Source organism: Psychrobacter alimentarius, from assembly GCF_001606025.1.
Taxonomy (GTDB): domain Bacteria; phylum Pseudomonadota; class Gammaproteobacteria; order Pseudomonadales; family Moraxellaceae; genus Psychrobacter; species Psychrobacter alimentarius.
This window is the reverse complement of record NZ_CP014945.1, coordinates 1,148,999-1,164,684: the sequence shown is the minus strand read 5'-3', so window position 1 is coordinate 1,164,684 and position 15,686 is coordinate 1,148,999. Positions and strand designations below refer to the sequence as shown.

The window sequence follows — 15,686 nt, the reverse complement described above, 5'->3', positions numbered from 1 at the left end:
TACATGCCAGTGTGATGGAATTGGTAGACATGACGGATTCAAAATCCGTTGCCTTTAAAAGCGTGTCGGTTCGAGTCCGACCACTGGTACCATTTTCAAAAGCTAAGTAGCTGATAATAAATGGTTTAATGATTAAATAATGATTAGCGTGTACATCTTAGTGTACACTTTGCAATTTGGTAAGACTGCTTATTGCCTAATGATATAATTTATCAATCACCAAAACCTATCATCAACATAGCGACAATCCAGCCTCCATATCCGGAGGCTTTTTTGTGTCTGCCATTCACCAAATTTGCATTGTGCTCATGTTTAAGGTCACGTCTAACTTCGCTCGATATATTTAACTTCGCTCACTATATCGCTAAAATTAAGCGTTTGTCGCGCGTTTTTTTGCGCGTTTTTCCTGTAAAGTCCCGTAATACCTACGTTGCGGTTTATTTTTTTGCGCTCAATAGGGCTCAAAGGGCGCGCGAGAACGAGCGGAATATGAACACCTATACAACTCTAACCTGCACAATACACACAATATGTGCACTTTTGCGCGTAAAAACACCCGTTTTCGCGCGCAAAAAAGCCCACATTTCTGACTGTGATTAGCTGCGTTTATGTGCATATGCTCGCACCAATTCGCATGGCTCAACTATTCACACTTAAAGTTAAGCGTTTAGCAGTCAATTACTAAGCGTTGGCTATTTGCGCCTGTAGTCACGTTGAGGGTGGATAAGATCATTTACTGAACTTGTATGCGGCGCTGATTGCAAGTGCTTTGCTGCTCACTCCATGGCTAATTTTGTGGCGGTGCCAGTCTGTTTTGAGTGTGAGGTTGTGCATTGTTTAAGGAATCAGTAAACGCCCCATTAGCTTGATTCCTGATTTCATCACTCCATCTTGATTCCGTTATAGCACTTTACTAGCATATGTTTGCGACTTTGGAATCAATAAATATTCCGCGTTTTTTGATTCCTGATTCCACCATTTATGACTGCTATCGCTTTGTTTGATTGGTTGCGTTAATTCCTACTTTACTGGTTCCATGATTTTACTTTGGTTCCGCTATGACCCATTACAGATATAGCTTTGCCACTTTGGAACCAAAAGATATTTCGCTATTATTGGTTCCGCTTTCACCGCTTTTTGGCTGCTTGGTTCCATATTTAATAACTTTTTCACCTTTGCCAGCGCTGATACGTGCCAGCACAAAAAAGGGCAGACGCATAACGCCTGCCCTTTACATACTCACTAACTTTATTATTCGCTATAGCCACAGTAATTAGACTCACTTTGCAGATCTAATAGTTCTAGCTCTGATATAGCTCTTTGGTCACCTGCTAACACACGTTTAACCAGTTTTGCACATTTGGAATTAGGTTCATACGCATAAAGATGTGCTGCATTGCTAGCACCAACACCTGATAAGCTTGTTTCATCCGAAAGTTTGATGTGGGCGTATTCAAAATCTCTTCCAGCAGTTGAGCGGTTATTAAGTCCCAGTACCTCTTTAATACCCTCTACCTCCGAGCGTCTGACATACCCTGTATCTATCATTTTTTCAGTAAAGCCATCATCCTCACTATAACCGCATAACTCCGACACTACCGATTCATGATAGCGATTAAAGTAACCGTCTAAGCCGTCTATCAGTCTTGCTTCTATCGCTAGGGCTGCCATATTGTCGTGATAGTCATCATTGCCATACTTAACGTCTTTACATTCAAGGGCGGCATTTGAAAATGTTGCAGCCATAGAGAAAACAATGCTAACGCCTATCTGACTTATTACTGAGTGTCGTTTCATGAATAAAACCTCCATTTAGTGTGTTTGATGATACCAGTGCTGATACGTGCCAGTACAAAAAAGGCAAACGATGCACGCCTACCTCTGATTACTTTGTCTTAACGTGATTTTAAGGTTAAGATAATGGCTTTGGCAATGTCTGTTACGATTTCGGGATCAAGGTTTGGTTTGGGTTGGCTTGTCTTCATCTTTTGACTCTAATAGATTGTTTTGAGTATAGGTTATAGGTAAAGGGGAAAAATATATCCAGTCTCCTTTGTTTGTAGCAAAATCATACATCGGTTAGTTATTAAATTTGTGACTAAAGCATGTTGAAAATCAAACGTACTTTGTGTCTACAGTAAATTTCTAATTCGGTACAACCTTGCCAGCTGCACCATCCATCCGATAGTTTTTAATATCTCCTGCAATAACCAGATTAATGGCTTTCTCAATCTCATCAAGCGGAACATTGAACCATTCTGTCGCCTTGTAGAGGTTATCGTTTGCTGCTTTTAATGATACTTTGACTCTTTGATCATAGAAGAAGGCATGTAGTACACCCTCCACGCTCCGAGCATTGGCATCATAAACCTGCCACTCAGCAATAATATCTACAGGTTGCTGCAGGAATGCGGTATCCCTAACTGAGTGCTTGGTTCGCGCCTCACCTGTAAGGGTTGAGAAACCAACTTTATGAAGGTGTTTATAGTGCGCCAAGGTGTTTGGGGTTTCAGTCAGCTTGGCAACATAAATGACTCCAGTAAGTTGCCGATCATCGCCAAATTTTTTGGCCAGTTCATCATCCATCCAGTCAGGATCAGTGATTAATAGCTGGTAGCTGTTTTCATATTTATACTGTGCGGTAGCCAATGAATAAGTGAGCATATTCGACTCTGTACCATTAGAGAAGATTAAGCGTAGTCTCTCCTGGCTACGAACATTCTTTCTAGCCTCTGCTTTATAAATATTAGCCACATAGCAAAGCATGCCATTTAAAACAAAGACACTGCCGATGTTGATTGCTTTCACTGATGAAAAGTTAGTTTTAGTAAAAGCACCCGTTTGAATGGCTTTAGATATGCGCTCAAACGTCGCTTCAAATTTATAAAAGTCCTTACATTCGAACCGGCTGGCTATATCTTCGTCATTATATTGATCGTAGCTGGCACGTGTATTGCTCTGATGGTCATTGACTAAGATTTCAGAGTGAATATTGTCAAAAATTCCTAGGTCATCGCTATTAAAGATATCGTCTAAACTGTTAATAACAGGTGGCTCGCTAACCGCTTCGATTACAGCCTCAGTTTCTTTAATAGGAGCTTGCTTCTTAGCAGTATTATCTTCTTCATTGCTCACGTTTATATCTGAAAGTATCGGCTGTTCAGGTAGGGTGGAAGTAGTATTTTGAGTGGCCAATAAACCATGCTTGTCTAAGCCAAACAATTCTTGAGAACTTGAGTTGTTAGCCTGTATCGTGGTTAACAGTCGGGCGAGTATTTTTTCATTGATATCGCTGGCACTGCTACTGGGAAAACGTCCATGCTTATCAAGAAAATTGTTTATATCGTTAAACTGCTGGGTCAAAACACTATTGTTCGCTGAGCTTTTAGTAATGGGCTTTATATCATCTAATAGCCCCGTACTGTCGTTAGAAAAAATATCGTCTAGTGTTTTGTACTCACGACTTTGATAGATATCATCGAGTTTAATCATGACTATTGGCTTCTCGCTTGGCTTTTTGGTTTCTAACATAGGAGATAACTTCAGTCATGCGCCGCTCGATAGCGTCTTCTGAGTTTCTATTCGGCTGACGACCTTTACTCTTGATAAAAGCAACTATCTTTGGCCACATCAGTACCGCTTCGGCCTCAGTGACGGTAGAACGGCTGGCATGCACGACGTCATTAATTGTTTGTAGTACTTCTTTATCGACGGTTCTAGAGAGGACTTCATACGCGTCATGAAACGGGTTGACCGATTTCACAAGGTCAATGGGAAGATTGTTTACATTGACAAACTTACTGCCAACTTTCACAAAGCCGTTGCTAGGATTTGAGTCATTGCTACTGCTTGATTTGGTTTTAGGGTCATATATTTTTGCGCCAGATGGCAGGTGACGCTCTTTAATAATATCGTTTTCATTGAGCTCACTTTTTCGTTCAGCATTTAGAGTAGCGATATCTACATATTCATGACCTTGCTTAATGAAACAGCGTTCATTTTCGATGACCGCATCATTAGGAATATCCTTACCTTCAACCACACCGCCTTGACGGTTGATGGCCATATACTGCATGACGCCTTCTTGCACTTGCCGTACTTCATTGGTATCCAGCGCTGGGTACTTACTACGAATAATACTTGGAATGACGGTATCTGACACAGCTTCGGTTTCTACGTTATTGGTTTCAGCGGCGATATACTTTTTGATGTTCTCTGTATTTTGGGCTAACTGCGCCAATATCTCATCACGGTCTTGGTTGAGTATCTTCATGACACGATCAGAGGGAGGGTTTACTGTATCGTCAATGATAATGGTACCTGCCGGCAAGTCTGCCTTACCTAATATATCCAGCTCACTACGACGTTTAAAGTTAATGTTAGGTTTGAGCACTTGTTCCATCAGCAGCGATAAAGTAATGGCCTTTAATAAGTCATTAACAGAGCTTGTCACCTCAGACTTATCAGCTTCTGGCTCAGCAATTAGATTGGTAAATTGAGCATGGTGTTTGCCCGCGCTATCGCGTGTTGAGCGGCCAATAATCTGCACCACCTCAGTCAGAGAGCCTCGATAGCCAATGGTCAATACATGTTCACAATACTCCCAGTCAAAGCCTTCTTTTGCCATACCAAGTGCGATAATGATATCCATCTGATCGCGAGAGGTAATATCAGCTAAATAAGCCTGAGTATTCGCCCGCATAGCGTCATCAGTCACCAAGTCAGCTAATAGCAATTGCTTACCGTCATGTGCGCGTATTGTCATAACACCAGTAATATCATCACGAGACTCAACTTCACCAATGACATCTATGATACGGCCAACGGTCTCATATTTGTCTGTCTCAGCAGTGAGGCTGTTGACGTTAGGAATGTGGATGATAGTTTTTTTGCTGGTATCTAAGCATTCATCTAAGGCATCGAAAAATGATTTTTTATAAAAGTGATAGCCGAGTCCCAATGATTTCAAGTGTTCATAACCATTAAGCTGTTCGTAGTAGGTGTAAGTTACCTTATCGAACTTTTCTTCGTCGCTATCTGACAAGATGGGCACTGAGTCACCACGGAAATATGAGCCCGTCATTGCCACAATATGTGCGCTAGTCCGCGTCATAATGCCATCTAGTATGGCACCTAAGCGATTTGATTCACCTGCTGATACGTGATGAAACTCATCAATACCAATAAGAATATCATTGAATAACTCAATACTACCGCCGTTCTCGATTATCTTATCAAAGCCATATCTAAAACTGTGATGAGTACAAACTAAAACCTGAGGTAGGGAATTATCATCTACGTCTGAAGTGAGAAACTCTGAAAATATAGCACTCTTGCTAGAGTCACTTTGAGCAATATTTAAGCATAAGTTATAGCGATCTGCTACTTGCCAATCTGCAAAGAAACCATAGTCACTGAGCGCTGTTGACTTAAAAGACTTTCCAATACTCATCTCTGGTACGGCAATGATGACTTTCTTGATACCTTGGTTGATAAGCTTATCCAATGCCAAAAACATCATGGCACGTGACTTACCAGAGGCCGGCGGCGACTTAATAAGCAAATACTGGCTATGACGCTTCTCAAATGCACGCGCCTGCATTTCACGCATGCCCATCGAATTATGTGTCTTGCTTTGACCAGTACGGGCGTAAGTCTGGTTTAAAATATTAACGGGCTGAGACATGGTTTACTCTACTATAGACAAGATGTGTGGCGTTATTTTTTAGGCTGCGGATCGTATAAAAGCTACTTAGCTTTCTTTTTACCTTTGCGCTGCTGCTCTGCCTCGATAAGCTGCTCATAACGTGCCAGCAAATGGGCCAAGCGCTCTTCAGTGTTAGAAAAACCTTGTGGGCGATACAGCTTGTCCACCGCATCATCGAGATTGCTATGCGCTTGTTTTAAATCTTCTGGCATCTTATCGGGATCATATAGCTCAGCTAGGGTCATGCCAGCATTACTGGCTCGGGCTAGCAGAATTTCTTCCGCAAGGTTTTCAATTTTCTTCTTCTGATCATCAGTCGCATCAGGGAATATAAAAGTATTGTAAACTGTAGTGATAGAATAGTTATAACGACTTTCTAAGCGACCTGTTACCAATCGCATCCATTCGTTATGGAGAATTGAGTTTAGAATACCGAATGTATACATTGAACCATTTGGAATTAATTGATTTCGATCAGTTGAAATAACTTCATAACTTATAAAATCCATTGGAACATATTTGCGCCGCTCTGATGATACTCTTGGGACTAAAATATAATTTCCTGTTTTTTGTTGTGCAATCTGTCTAAATATATGTGGGTATTTGGAAAATTCTCTAGTAGATTTAGCAGGGCTTTTTAACCTACTTTGTCTTACCCCATCTAACCTGCTCTTAATTAAAGGAAGCTGCTCAAGCATCTCTAGTTTTTCATCTGGAAACCATAAACACCATCTTTCTTTGCCATTCAAAAACTCATCAGAACCTAAAAGCTTTCTTATCCATTGTTCCGCTTCTGGCTCTTTATTAATCAACTCATTTTTTTCTTCAGTCGTCATTAATAAGTTACCACCATCAGTTGGCATATTACCTTTAATCATTGGTGAGCCACCATGAATTGCTTTACTTCTACCAAGAACAGCAAAGTTTGAACCTGAGACTAAGTAAGGGCTAATATTAGATACAAATTCTGTATGCCAGATTTTATCTATATATTTATATATGTGTTTTTCTTTAATCGATATTGCCGATAACCCAATAATAACAACATGTACTCCAGCATTATGTTTAGCGTTATTACGCCACGGGAAAGACTGATATGCAAAGACAATGTTTATCCCTAATTCAAAAATATCAGGAAATAACATGCCAACTTGCTCACCTTGCGTAATTGAGTTGGTAGCAACTAAAGCAAGCTTGGCATTAGAGTTAGTAATATATTGTGAGCCTTTCCAAAACCAAGAAGTGACATAGTCCAAGTACTTTAGCTTTTTTTTGCCAAAAACGATTTTCATATCTTCAGATTGTTCATCAGTTCTATTGGTTGTGCCTCCAAACGGTGGATTACCAATAATATAAATCTCATCACTGCCATTATTTGGGCAGACCTCATTCCAATCTATACGCAAGCTATTACCATAAACAATATGCCCACTATCTTTGAGTGGCAGCATAGGCTGAGAGGCACCAAACTCTTGCTCGAATAGCACATTCATTTGGTGTTCAGCGAGCCAAAGTGACAAACGCGCTATTTGACTGGCAAAGTCGTCATACTCGATACCGTATAAATTATCTAAGCTGACCACACTATCAAAACCTAGACCCAATAAGTTGTCATTAGAGCCTAGTAAGTCGCGTTGTGCTTTTAATACATCAATTTCTAGTTTGCGTAACTCTTTATAAGCAATAATTAAGAAGTTGCCTGACCCGCAAGCTGGGTCAAATACCTTGATTTGGCTGATACGCTTAAGTAAGGCATCTAAGCGCTCAGCTTTATTATTCTTATGGCGATTGTCATTACTCAGCGCTATAACTATGTCCAGCTCTGCACGCAGCTCATCTAAGAATAGCGGCTGTATGACTTTCATGATATTACTAACACTAGTGTAATGCTGTCCTAAGCTGCCACGCTGCTCAGGATCGATCACTGCTTGAAACATGGAGCCGAAAATATCTGGGTTAATCTCGGCCCAGCTCAAACGGGCACACTCTAGCAAGATACGACGGGTACGCGCATCAAACTCAGGAATGGCAAACTGATATGCGAACAAGCTGCCGTTCACATAGGGGAATGCGCTTAAGTGAGTGGGCTTAGCATCGCGCTTTGGGCTAGACTCAGGTAAGTCGAGAACTTCAAACAGCTCATATAAGACGCTATCGACGTCACTGCCATCTATATTGGTGGTTCTATCAATAACGTCATAGAACTGGTTAGTCTCAAAAATACCAGTGTCTTCGGCATAAAAGCAGAACAGTAGTCGCGTCAAAAATATATTGAGAGCATGTAAGTCATCAGCAGTATTAAACTCATTGAGCTTACGGATATGGTCAAACAAGCGCCCCATCTTCTCTGACGCTTGCACATCAGCCGGATGCTCTGAGTACTCGCGAGCACGCTCTAGGCCGGCAAGTGGCAATAGGAAGTGATAGTTTTTATAAAGATCAGCAAAGTCGCAGTCAAGCGTCTCATCATACTTAGTATCGTTAATCAGTACGGTGTTGAAGTCTGTCACCATTACCATGCGGATTTTGTGCTGATTGATGATTGTGCTGCTTACCACCTCACTTAGCGCTTTAGCAAGGTCTTGGCCTGCATCGATAGGCTTAAAGTAAATGCGCTGCTTATTGGCAACCTCGCCAGCTTCAGGATTGGCTGCTACGTTAAAACGACCGTCATTTTTTTTGAGTGATGTGATAGTAGATTTTGAGACATCTAGCAGTGTTAGGAAATCAAAGATAAAGTCTTCTTTTTTATTTTTATCAATGACTTTAGTAGTTAATTTTTCTAGATCTTCAAAAAACTGGGTTTGGTTAAATGCCATTTTAATCTCTAATTATTTATTATTGGTTAATGGGTTATGGTAGATTTTATTTAACTTATTTAAACAGGATTTATAATATTGGGTCAGGGTTACCGCAGTCCGTTACTTGGCTTGACTCATTGGTTACCATCACCTCAGGTATTAGATTATAAGATTTAAAACAAGTTATAAAAGTCCTGAGGGTTCGCCTACAGACTGAGGCTGCTATATCAAGGTGACTGTATGATCAGGCATCTTAGCGATAATACTCACCTCACCGCCTAACGCTCTGACATAGTTTTGTAAGGTCGATAGCTGAATATCCTTACCGCTCTCAACCTTTGAAATATTCGCTTGCGATACATTCATCATGGCTGCAAGCTCAGTCTGTTTCAGCTGCTTGATCTTGCGTAGTTTGGCAAGCTCGATAGATTGACTTAGTAGTTTAGATTTGTCATTAATAACTTGCTGTCTATCGGCTGGCAAGGATGCCATATAATTACCTAGTGGTGTAAAGTCAGTCATGGATCAGATCTCTATTTTTTATATCCCCTCATAATACAACAATACAGTTATATTTTGTCGGGTTTTAGTCGTTGGCTGTGATTTCTCACTTATAAGTGCAAGCCACAAAAAAAGGCAGACGGTGAACGCCTACCTTTAACCATAAACAATAATGTTAATACCTTAGTAGTTCATCATATATTCATATAATCCGATCACAGTATTAGATGGTAACTCTCTCATTCTGCCATGATTAACAATGCCAGTTGGAACCCAAAAAAACTGCTTCCCAATACCTTTAGTTTCTGCCCACTCAATAAATTCATCAGCTGCTATCTCAAAATCAGGTGTAGTTCGTTCTACACTCTCAAACATATTATTAAAATACACCCATTTGCTAGCTCTTAAATCTTGCTCTAAGCGCTCAGTCTCCCAGTCATTAAGTGATAACGCTATCTGATAACGCTTACGCCAGTCACGCCGCTGTATTTTTACAGGTGCTTTGGTATATAGCATCTGCTCGCGCTTTTGCTTAACCATATCATCAATGATAGATAACGCCACAAGCCAGCGAGTCGGTAATGGCTCATCATTGGCGGCGGACTGTGTTAAGACCTCGATAATCTCAGTTTTATTCGCTTTTAGTGCATTGATGACAGACGGAGTGATAACATTGATATCGCCCTCATAATGCAAACCTTCATCGTCTGCCCATAACGTGACACCTTGCCCTTCTAGCTGCTCAATAATAGTAACGGCATTCATATCACACCTCGCACTTTATTGGCTGATTGACTGCTATTCTCGTTAGCGGCACCATGTTGGGGGTCTCTATGCGTTACACCGTTACAAGCCTTGCCCACCAACGCTTGTAACGGTTTTTTAAGTGTTACATTACTTTGCGTTGTAACACTTACTTTTTCGCTGTATCCCTTGCTATCATTGACTTGTAATGCTGTAACGGATTGAGAGGAGATAGCTGACAAGTAACGCTTAAAAGTATCTTGGAAATAGGCAATATCGTAACCCCTTCTATTGCCATTTGCGGTGCGCATCTGCTTTGGTGAAATATTGTATTCACCTAAACGATTAGAAACTTGCTTTTGTGTTATTGGTTTACCTCTGTTATAAGTTGACCAATTCATTTCAGGGTCAGCACATAAAGCAGTAATCAAATCGTCACTAAAAATACGTGTAACCTTTTTTAGTTCAAAGATGACTTTAATATCTATAAGCAGTTGCTCATTCAAACTTGGCTCGTCATGCTCAATACCTGATATTTCAATACAAGCGCTATTAGCATGTTGTAACCACTCATCACCCAATATGGCGGCGACCTTTAGCAGTATCTCCCAGTTATCTTGCATACGGTCATTTATAGCCTTTGGTAATAGTGGTGTGGCATCCTTAACTACTTGCAAGTTGTCATCACTCCACCTAGCAAGCTTTGCCTTGATAGTGTTGGTAGTATCACGCGATAAGTCGCGTACACGGTCTCTATGCTCATTACTAAGTTTACGGCGTAGCGTCAAACTAATTGACCTATCCATCAATGTACTAGGTATTTTGCCGATACCAGATAACGCTTTTGCACCATAAACATAAAACTCTTTCGGCTCGTTATCGTCACCAGCACAGCGGATAATATAAGGATTGTCACGGCTATGACCTGCATTCAATACGCCGCGTAAATCCTCATTATCATTCACAAAAGTATCAACCTCATCGATGATTAGCGTAGGTTTGTACTTCTCGATACAGCGAAATAACGCCGCCGCTGTGATATTAGACGATGGGAGGGAACGCTTACTCATTAGTGCTATTAGCGTTAGTAGTTGGGATTTTCCGCATCTTTTTTCAGGCGCGTTAATCCATGCAATCGGTGCGATATGACTGGCTTCAATTACCCATGTGAAGATAATCCATAAGGTTGAAGCAATCGCCACCGCATCCGTACAAGCGATATGACGCGTTACTAGCTTATATATCTCATCAGCCACCATTGCCCCATTTACGGGGGTTTGGTATGGCTCAGTATCAATCACAAGGCTTTTAGTTGTTTCAGCTTCAAGCTCACATCTAACCTGTTTGACTAACTTATCAAGTGTGCCAACTGACATATTATTCAATGCTTTGGCGGAGATACTACGCTTTAGTTGATACTCAAGCTCAGGCAACGCTGCCAGTTGCTCAATGATAATTTGTGCCAGCTCAGGCGTTACTTGCTCACCATCCTGTGGTAAAATCAAACTCGATGGCTCGGCTATGTTATCACTTAGAAATACGAGCTGCTCATCTGCTAGGATGGGCAGCTTTTTTATTGCTTCGGCTAATTCCTCATTTATTATGTCAGGCTTAACTTGTCGCTGCATTGCTACCCAGTCCACAATATCGCCTTTTTCAGGCAGTCCCAGCTTATCACTATCTATCACACGGACATCACAACTGAGCGCTTTAAGCGTGTTATATAGCTGCTCAAGCCAGCCAGCACCAGCACTGTCATTGTCTGCCCACAAATAAGCTGTGTGCCCTGCTAGCGGCTGCCAATGATACTTGTCTATCTGAGTGCTACCGCCTGAGGTCGTAGCTATAAATCCCAGCTTGCTTGCTAAGTCTGCCTTTTGCTCTCCCTCAAAAATATAGACAACCGCATCAGTACCAGCTTGCAAGTCATGTCTTTTATAGATGGGTTTTTTACCGCCGCCCTCAGGATAGACGATATTAAAATCAGGCTCTTTCATCTGCCACTTGCCAGCGTTATCTTGACTGATAGAACGTATGTATTTATCACCAGTATCAATGTTTTTTAATCTCAGCTTGGCGTATAAAAAACTGCCCTCCTTATCAGTGTAAATATGCAAGTGAGTAGCAGTAAATCCCTTAGCTTTTTGAGATTGGGTAACTTGTGCTGCATACGTTTTAGCCGCTTCAATAATCTTTATATTATCTGTCATCATTACACCCCTCAATCAGCTGTAATGACTGACACGCGTCTATAAAGCTGACGCTGTACCATTGCATATAAAAACCAATACAGTCACCACACGCGCCGCATGCGTGGCATCTATAGCCGCCATGCTCACGGTTTACGCCCATTGACGCGTGGGTGTCATCATGAAAAGGGCATTTGACCATCTGCCAGCCTGAGCCACCTTTAACAGTGATATCAAACTGACGATAAAAGTCGCTTGGATTTGGCAGACGCGACTTATTTACCGTGCCGCGTTTTGCTTTGTGAGTTGATCGCTTGGTGGTAGCTGCTTGCTGCTTAAGCTTTAAATGATTGCGGATAAAGTCAGTCATAGCTACACCTCCGCATCATTGGTAGCGCTTTGAGCATCAAGCCACGCGATAACATCGGCATTTCGCCATGCAGTGATACCGCCAGTGACACGGACAGGCGCAGGGAACTGACCAGACTTTGAGAATTTCCATAGGCTGGCGCGTCCGAATGGTAATAGCGGTAAAATATCTTTAGCGCGTGATAAGCCTTGCAGCGGTAAGGCGTGACTAGGTACTGAATTTTGATATGACATGATAGGTCTCTCTTATTAGATTTTTGAGTCAAATAAGCGATAAGCCAAAAAAAGGTAATAAAAAACCTATTCCGCCTTAGAACATTAAAGGCGGAATATAAGTAAACTTATAATTTTTGTAAGCGGCTGTACGCTATATTTGACGTGTGATTACGTCATTAAGAGAGGGATAAATCATACCTGATAGGTAATTATTAGTTTGCTAATAACTAGGGTTATTGGCATTATAGGTGGGTATTTATTATAAATAAATAATAGATACCTAAGCCTACTAAAGACAAAGCCTAGATGTAACTATCCCTCTCTTTTTGGTGGTTGGTTATCTCATGCTTTTACTCCTTCTTTATTGGCTCTCATAAAATAGGTGGGCGGATAAGTCGCTTGATAAGTTTGGCGACTGTTAGCGGCTTATCTGCTCACACTATTATCTATTGATACTCAGATTGAGTATGACTTCTTAAAAAATACGTTCTATCCTGTACTAAGTTAGACTAATTTAGCGCGAAAACCTTAAAAGTACTACATTGATTTTATCGAGATAGTATGTTGTCTAAACGCTGTAAAAGGTCTGTTTTTTGGCAAATCCTTCTATGACAAGGGTTTTGGGCAAATAAGACAATAAGGATTTTTTTGTAAAAATTCAGTTTATTTTAACTTATAGATTGATTACGTGGTTTTCTAGGCATTTTTATCACATTATCAGTCTCACCAGTACTCAAGCCATCTATATAGTCCGCCCAATGCTGCATCATATCCGCCCTCTCCTCTAAAAACTCCCATCTATCGTATGCTGTACCGTTTGGGTCTTTGGTGACGTGTCCTAGCGCCATCTCTATTATATCTAATTCATATTTGAGTTTATGCCTGAGCATTGTTCTAGCAGACGCTCTAAAACCGTGGGCACAATGCTTGCCTTGATACCCTAACGTCTTTAACGCGTCATTGGCTGCATTCTCGCTAATGATTTGGTTCTTGGTGGCTGTATCGCTATAAAAGACATAATCGGTATGTCCTGTGGTTTTGTGCTGCTCTTTGAGTATCTGCACCGCTTGGCGTGAGAGTGGCACTACCATTTCTTTGACCATGCGCAGCGCGCTTGCCCCTTGCCCTTTCATGGGTGTTAGACAGATATGGTTTTCAGAAAAATCCACATCCTGCCACTTCAAACTCCGCAAGTCACCGTTACGGATAAATAGCATTGACAATAATTTCAGAGAGTGAAAAGTGTTGGGGTGTACCTCGTTTTTCATCGTCTCAATATCACGCATCAGCTGTCCAAACTCATCAGGTGTACTAATAGATGGTCGATTGCCGTAACGATAGCCGTCTAAGTGGGATTTGACTAGCCTTGCTGGATCGCTTGTACAATAACCATTGACGATAGCATAGTGAAATATGTCGCTTGCGATCACAGCGCACCTGTCCGCTTTGTCAGTTGGGGTTCCATCGTCCTTAAGTGAGTTTGCTTGAATGTCTTTTAGAACTTCGAGCATTTGCCGCGGTTCAATATCAGTGATTGGCGAATCGCCTAAATATGAGCATAACAGCTCATAACGTCCCTGCTTACGTTTTAAAGTAGTGGCTTTTTGCTTAGTTTGTATTTGTTCAAAGTGAAGCCACGCTAAGCGACTAAAAGTGCTGACAAGTGATTTGTGTTCGTCTTTTAATTGCTGCTCACGGTACGCTTTGGGGTCGATACCTTGTTTTAATAGCTGCTCATACTCTGAGCGTATGGCAGTCGCTTGCGCTAACGTGACGCTCGGATAGTTGCCTAATGACAGTTTGTGCTTAGATTTTAGTACCGGATGAGTATAACGATATAGCCAAAGCTTGGCATCTGCAGCGTTGACTCTCAAAAATAATTTAGGATTGCCTGCCACCTTGCATAGCATTTCACCTTTGGCAGGCGCGACTACGCTTTTGATGGTTCTATCTGATTTGATGGTAATACATTGACTGGTCATGCTGGCGTGTACCTTTAGGCTTAGCGTGTACATCGGAGTGTACACCATGAAGCTGGCTTGATACGTATTTATTTGGACTGATTTAGACAGTCAGCAAAGACTTATTTCTTTGAATCTCAATGAAATAAAGGATTTATTCAGATATATTAGATTGTTACAGATTGTTATGGACAATTGGCTAAAATATCAATGGTTCCGACCACTGGTACCAATATATAGTTCTATACTATCTTATAGAATGGCTAAAGCCCCTGATATCAGGGGCTTTGTTGTATCTGGCGTTAGTGCTAGATTTAGCACCGTAGATACTACTAATATTAGCTACAACTCATCACAACTAGGCTGATATCCATTGTCACAAGATTTACTATACCACTCTTGCGATTTGGCCTTATCTTGCTTCATACCTCTACCTTCGAAGTACATCAAACCAAGACTGTTTTGCGCTTCAGCTATTTCTTGATTTGCAGCTTTTAGATACCATTCGGCTGCTTTTGTGTCATTGAGCTCAACCCCTTTACCCGTTTCGTACATGTCGCCGATATTGTTTTGAGCGCTCGCATATCCTTGAGCAGCAGCTTTTCTTAGCCATTTTATTGCCTCTGCGTAATCCTGACTCACTCCTTGACCCTCATAATACATTGTAGCCAGATTATACTGAGCGGGTGCAAAACCTTTCTCAGCTGACATTTGGTACCATTCAACTGCTTTATAAACATCTTGCGGGATACCGTCGCCATTTTGATAAAGCGTTCCAAGATTGTATTGAATTTTAGCATTGCCCTGTTTGGCAGCTTTTTCATACCACTCAATGGCCTTAGTATCATTCTGACGTACGCCTGTGCCATTGCTGTACATCTCTCCGAGCGCATATTGCGAGAATGCTCGACCTCTATAAGCGGCTTCTTTAGTCCTTTCAAACGCTTTAACATCATCTTGACTAATACCCTCTCCAGTAAGATATATATGGCCAAGAGTGGCTTGAGCAGTCGCTATGCCGTTATTCACTAACGTGCTCACCTTCCCAAGATCGGCAGTAGCTGACATGGTTAACCCACACGATAATCCCACTACCATTACTTTATAAATGAATGTCTGTTGCTGTGTTTGTAAAGTCATAACTCTTTCTCAAAAATAAAAATACTATCGCTTGAACACTGCAGGTGCAGGTAAGCCC

Annotated in this window: 12 protein-coding genes and 1 tRNA gene; 1 reads left to right on the top strand and 12 read right to left on the bottom strand. The window is 41.3% G+C overall.

What is annotated here, in order from left to right; all coding sequences use genetic code 11:
- Window positions 1–5: 5 nt before the first annotated feature.
- Window positions 6–92: transfer RNA gene (locus A3K91_RS04885), tRNA-Leu, on the top strand.
- A gap of 974 nt (window positions 93–1,066) precedes the next feature.
- Here A3K91_RS04885 and A3K91_RS14065 read toward each other — a convergent pair.
- The 12 genes from A3K91_RS14065 to A3K91_RS04830 form a co-directional block, all read right to left on the bottom strand.
- Window positions 1,067–1,219, bottom strand: a complete 153-nt coding sequence (locus A3K91_RS14065) for a hypothetical protein (protein WP_157769648.1) — start codon at window positions 1,217–1,219, stop codon at window positions 1,067–1,069.
- Window positions 1,220–1,251: 32 nt separating this feature from the next.
- Window positions 1,252–1,797 carry a hypothetical protein gene (locus A3K91_RS04880; RefSeq protein WP_062844253.1) on the bottom strand — a complete coding sequence of 182 codons (546 nt, stop codon included), beginning with the start codon at window positions 1,795–1,797 and terminating at the stop codon, window positions 1,252–1,254.
- A gap of 348 nt (window positions 1,798–2,145) precedes the next feature.
- Window positions 2,146–3,531, bottom strand: a complete 1,386-nt coding sequence (locus A3K91_RS04875) for a GIY-YIG nuclease family protein (RefSeq protein ID WP_084387264.1) — start codon at window positions 3,529–3,531, stop codon at window positions 2,146–2,148.
- Window positions 3,485–5,686: a DEAD/DEAH box helicase gene (locus A3K91_RS04870; protein WP_208855359.1), complete on the bottom strand. Its 2,202-nt coding sequence runs from the start codon at window positions 5,684–5,686 to the stop codon at window positions 3,485–3,487. Before A3K91_RS04870 ends, A3K91_RS04875 begins: the two co-directional genes overlap by 47 nt.
- Window positions 5,687–5,748: 62 nt before the next feature.
- Entirely contained in the window at window positions 5,749–8,526 is a 2,778-nt protein-coding gene (locus A3K91_RS04865) for a DNA methyltransferase (RefSeq protein ID WP_062844251.1), read from the bottom strand.
- Between the two features lie 204 nt (window positions 8,527–8,730).
- The gene (locus A3K91_RS04860; RefSeq protein WP_062844250.1) at window positions 8,731–9,030 is read right to left on the bottom strand and encodes a helix-turn-helix domain-containing protein; all 300 of its coding nucleotides are present in this window, start codon (window positions 9,028–9,030) and stop codon (window positions 8,731–8,733) included.
- A 162-nt stretch (window positions 9,031–9,192) separates the two neighbouring features.
- Complete coding sequence (locus tag A3K91_RS04855; protein WP_062844249.1) at window positions 9,193–9,774, bottom strand: TubC N-terminal docking domain-related protein; 582 nt, start codon at window positions 9,772–9,774, stop codon at window positions 9,193–9,195.
- On the bottom strand, window positions 9,771–11,966 hold the full coding sequence (locus A3K91_RS04850; RefSeq protein WP_084387263.1) for a DUF3631 domain-containing protein: 2,196 nt from the start codon (window positions 11,964–11,966) through the stop codon (window positions 9,771–9,773). Before A3K91_RS04850 ends, A3K91_RS04855 begins: the two co-directional genes overlap by 4 nt.
- Window positions 11,953–12,312 carry a CHC2 zinc finger domain-containing protein gene (locus A3K91_RS14150; protein ID WP_062844247.1) on the bottom strand — a complete coding sequence of 120 codons (360 nt, stop codon included), beginning with the start codon at window positions 12,310–12,312 and terminating at the stop codon, window positions 11,953–11,955. The genes A3K91_RS04850 and A3K91_RS14150 overlap by 14 nt, the downstream gene beginning before the upstream one ends.
- A gap of 2 nt (window positions 12,313–12,314) precedes the next feature.
- Complete coding sequence (locus A3K91_RS04840; protein ID WP_062844246.1) at window positions 12,315–12,545, bottom strand: helix-turn-helix transcriptional regulator; 231 nt, start codon at window positions 12,543–12,545, stop codon at window positions 12,315–12,317.
- A 650-nt stretch (window positions 12,546–13,195) separates the two neighbouring features.
- Entirely contained in the window at window positions 13,196–14,557 is a 1,362-nt protein-coding gene (locus tag A3K91_RS04835) for a tyrosine-type recombinase/integrase (RefSeq protein ID WP_084387262.1), read from the bottom strand.
- A 273-nt stretch (window positions 14,558–14,830) separates the two neighbouring features.
- Entirely contained in the window at window positions 14,831–15,628 is a 798-nt protein-coding gene (locus A3K91_RS04830) for a tetratricopeptide repeat protein (RefSeq protein WP_062844244.1), read from the bottom strand.
- Window positions 15,629–15,686: the final 58 nt, after the last annotated feature.

Bases quoted from the DNA above. Each gene is read 5' to 3' on its own strand.
- A3K91_RS04865 (WP_062844251.1), bottom strand. From the start codon at position 8,526: ATGGCATTTAACCAAACCCAGTTTTTTGAAGATCTAGAAAAATTAACT.
- A3K91_RS14150 (WP_062844247.1), bottom strand. From the start codon at position 12,312: ATGACTGACTTTATCCGCAATCATTTAAAGCTTAAGCAGCAAGCAGCT.
- A3K91_RS04880 (WP_062844253.1), bottom strand. From the start codon at position 1,797: ATGAAACGACACTCAGTAATAAGTCAGATAGGCGTTAGCATTGTTTTC.
- A3K91_RS04835 (WP_084387262.1), bottom strand. From the start codon at position 14,557: ATGGTGTACACTCCGATGTACACGCTAAGCCTAAAGGTACACGCCAGC.
- A3K91_RS04830 (WP_062844244.1), bottom strand. From the start codon at position 15,628: ATGACTTTACAAACACAGCAACAGACATTCATTTATAAAGTAATGGTA.
- A3K91_RS04840 (WP_062844246.1), bottom strand. From the start codon at position 12,545: ATGTCATATCAAAATTCAGTACCTAGTCACGCCTTACCGCTGCAAGGC.
- A3K91_RS14065 (WP_157769648.1), bottom strand. From the start codon at position 1,219: ATGCGTCTGCCCTTTTTTGTGCTGGCACGTATCAGCGCTGGCAAAGGT.
- A3K91_RS04875 (WP_084387264.1), bottom strand. From the start codon at position 3,531: ATGTTAGAAACCAAAAAGCCAAGCGAGAAGCCAATAGTCATGATTAAA.
- A3K91_RS04850 (WP_084387263.1), bottom strand. From the start codon at position 11,966: ATGATGACAGATAATATAAAGATTATTGAAGCGGCTAAAACGTATGCA.
- A3K91_RS04870 (WP_208855359.1), bottom strand. From the start codon at position 5,686: ATGTCTCAGCCCGTTAATATTTTAAACCAGACTTACGCCCGTACTGGT.
- A3K91_RS04855 (WP_062844249.1), bottom strand. From the start codon at position 9,774: ATGAATGCCGTTACTATTATTGAGCAGCTAGAAGGGCAAGGTGTCACG.
- A3K91_RS04860 (WP_062844250.1), bottom strand. From the start codon at position 9,030: ATGACTGACTTTACACCACTAGGTAATTATATGGCATCCTTGCCAGCC.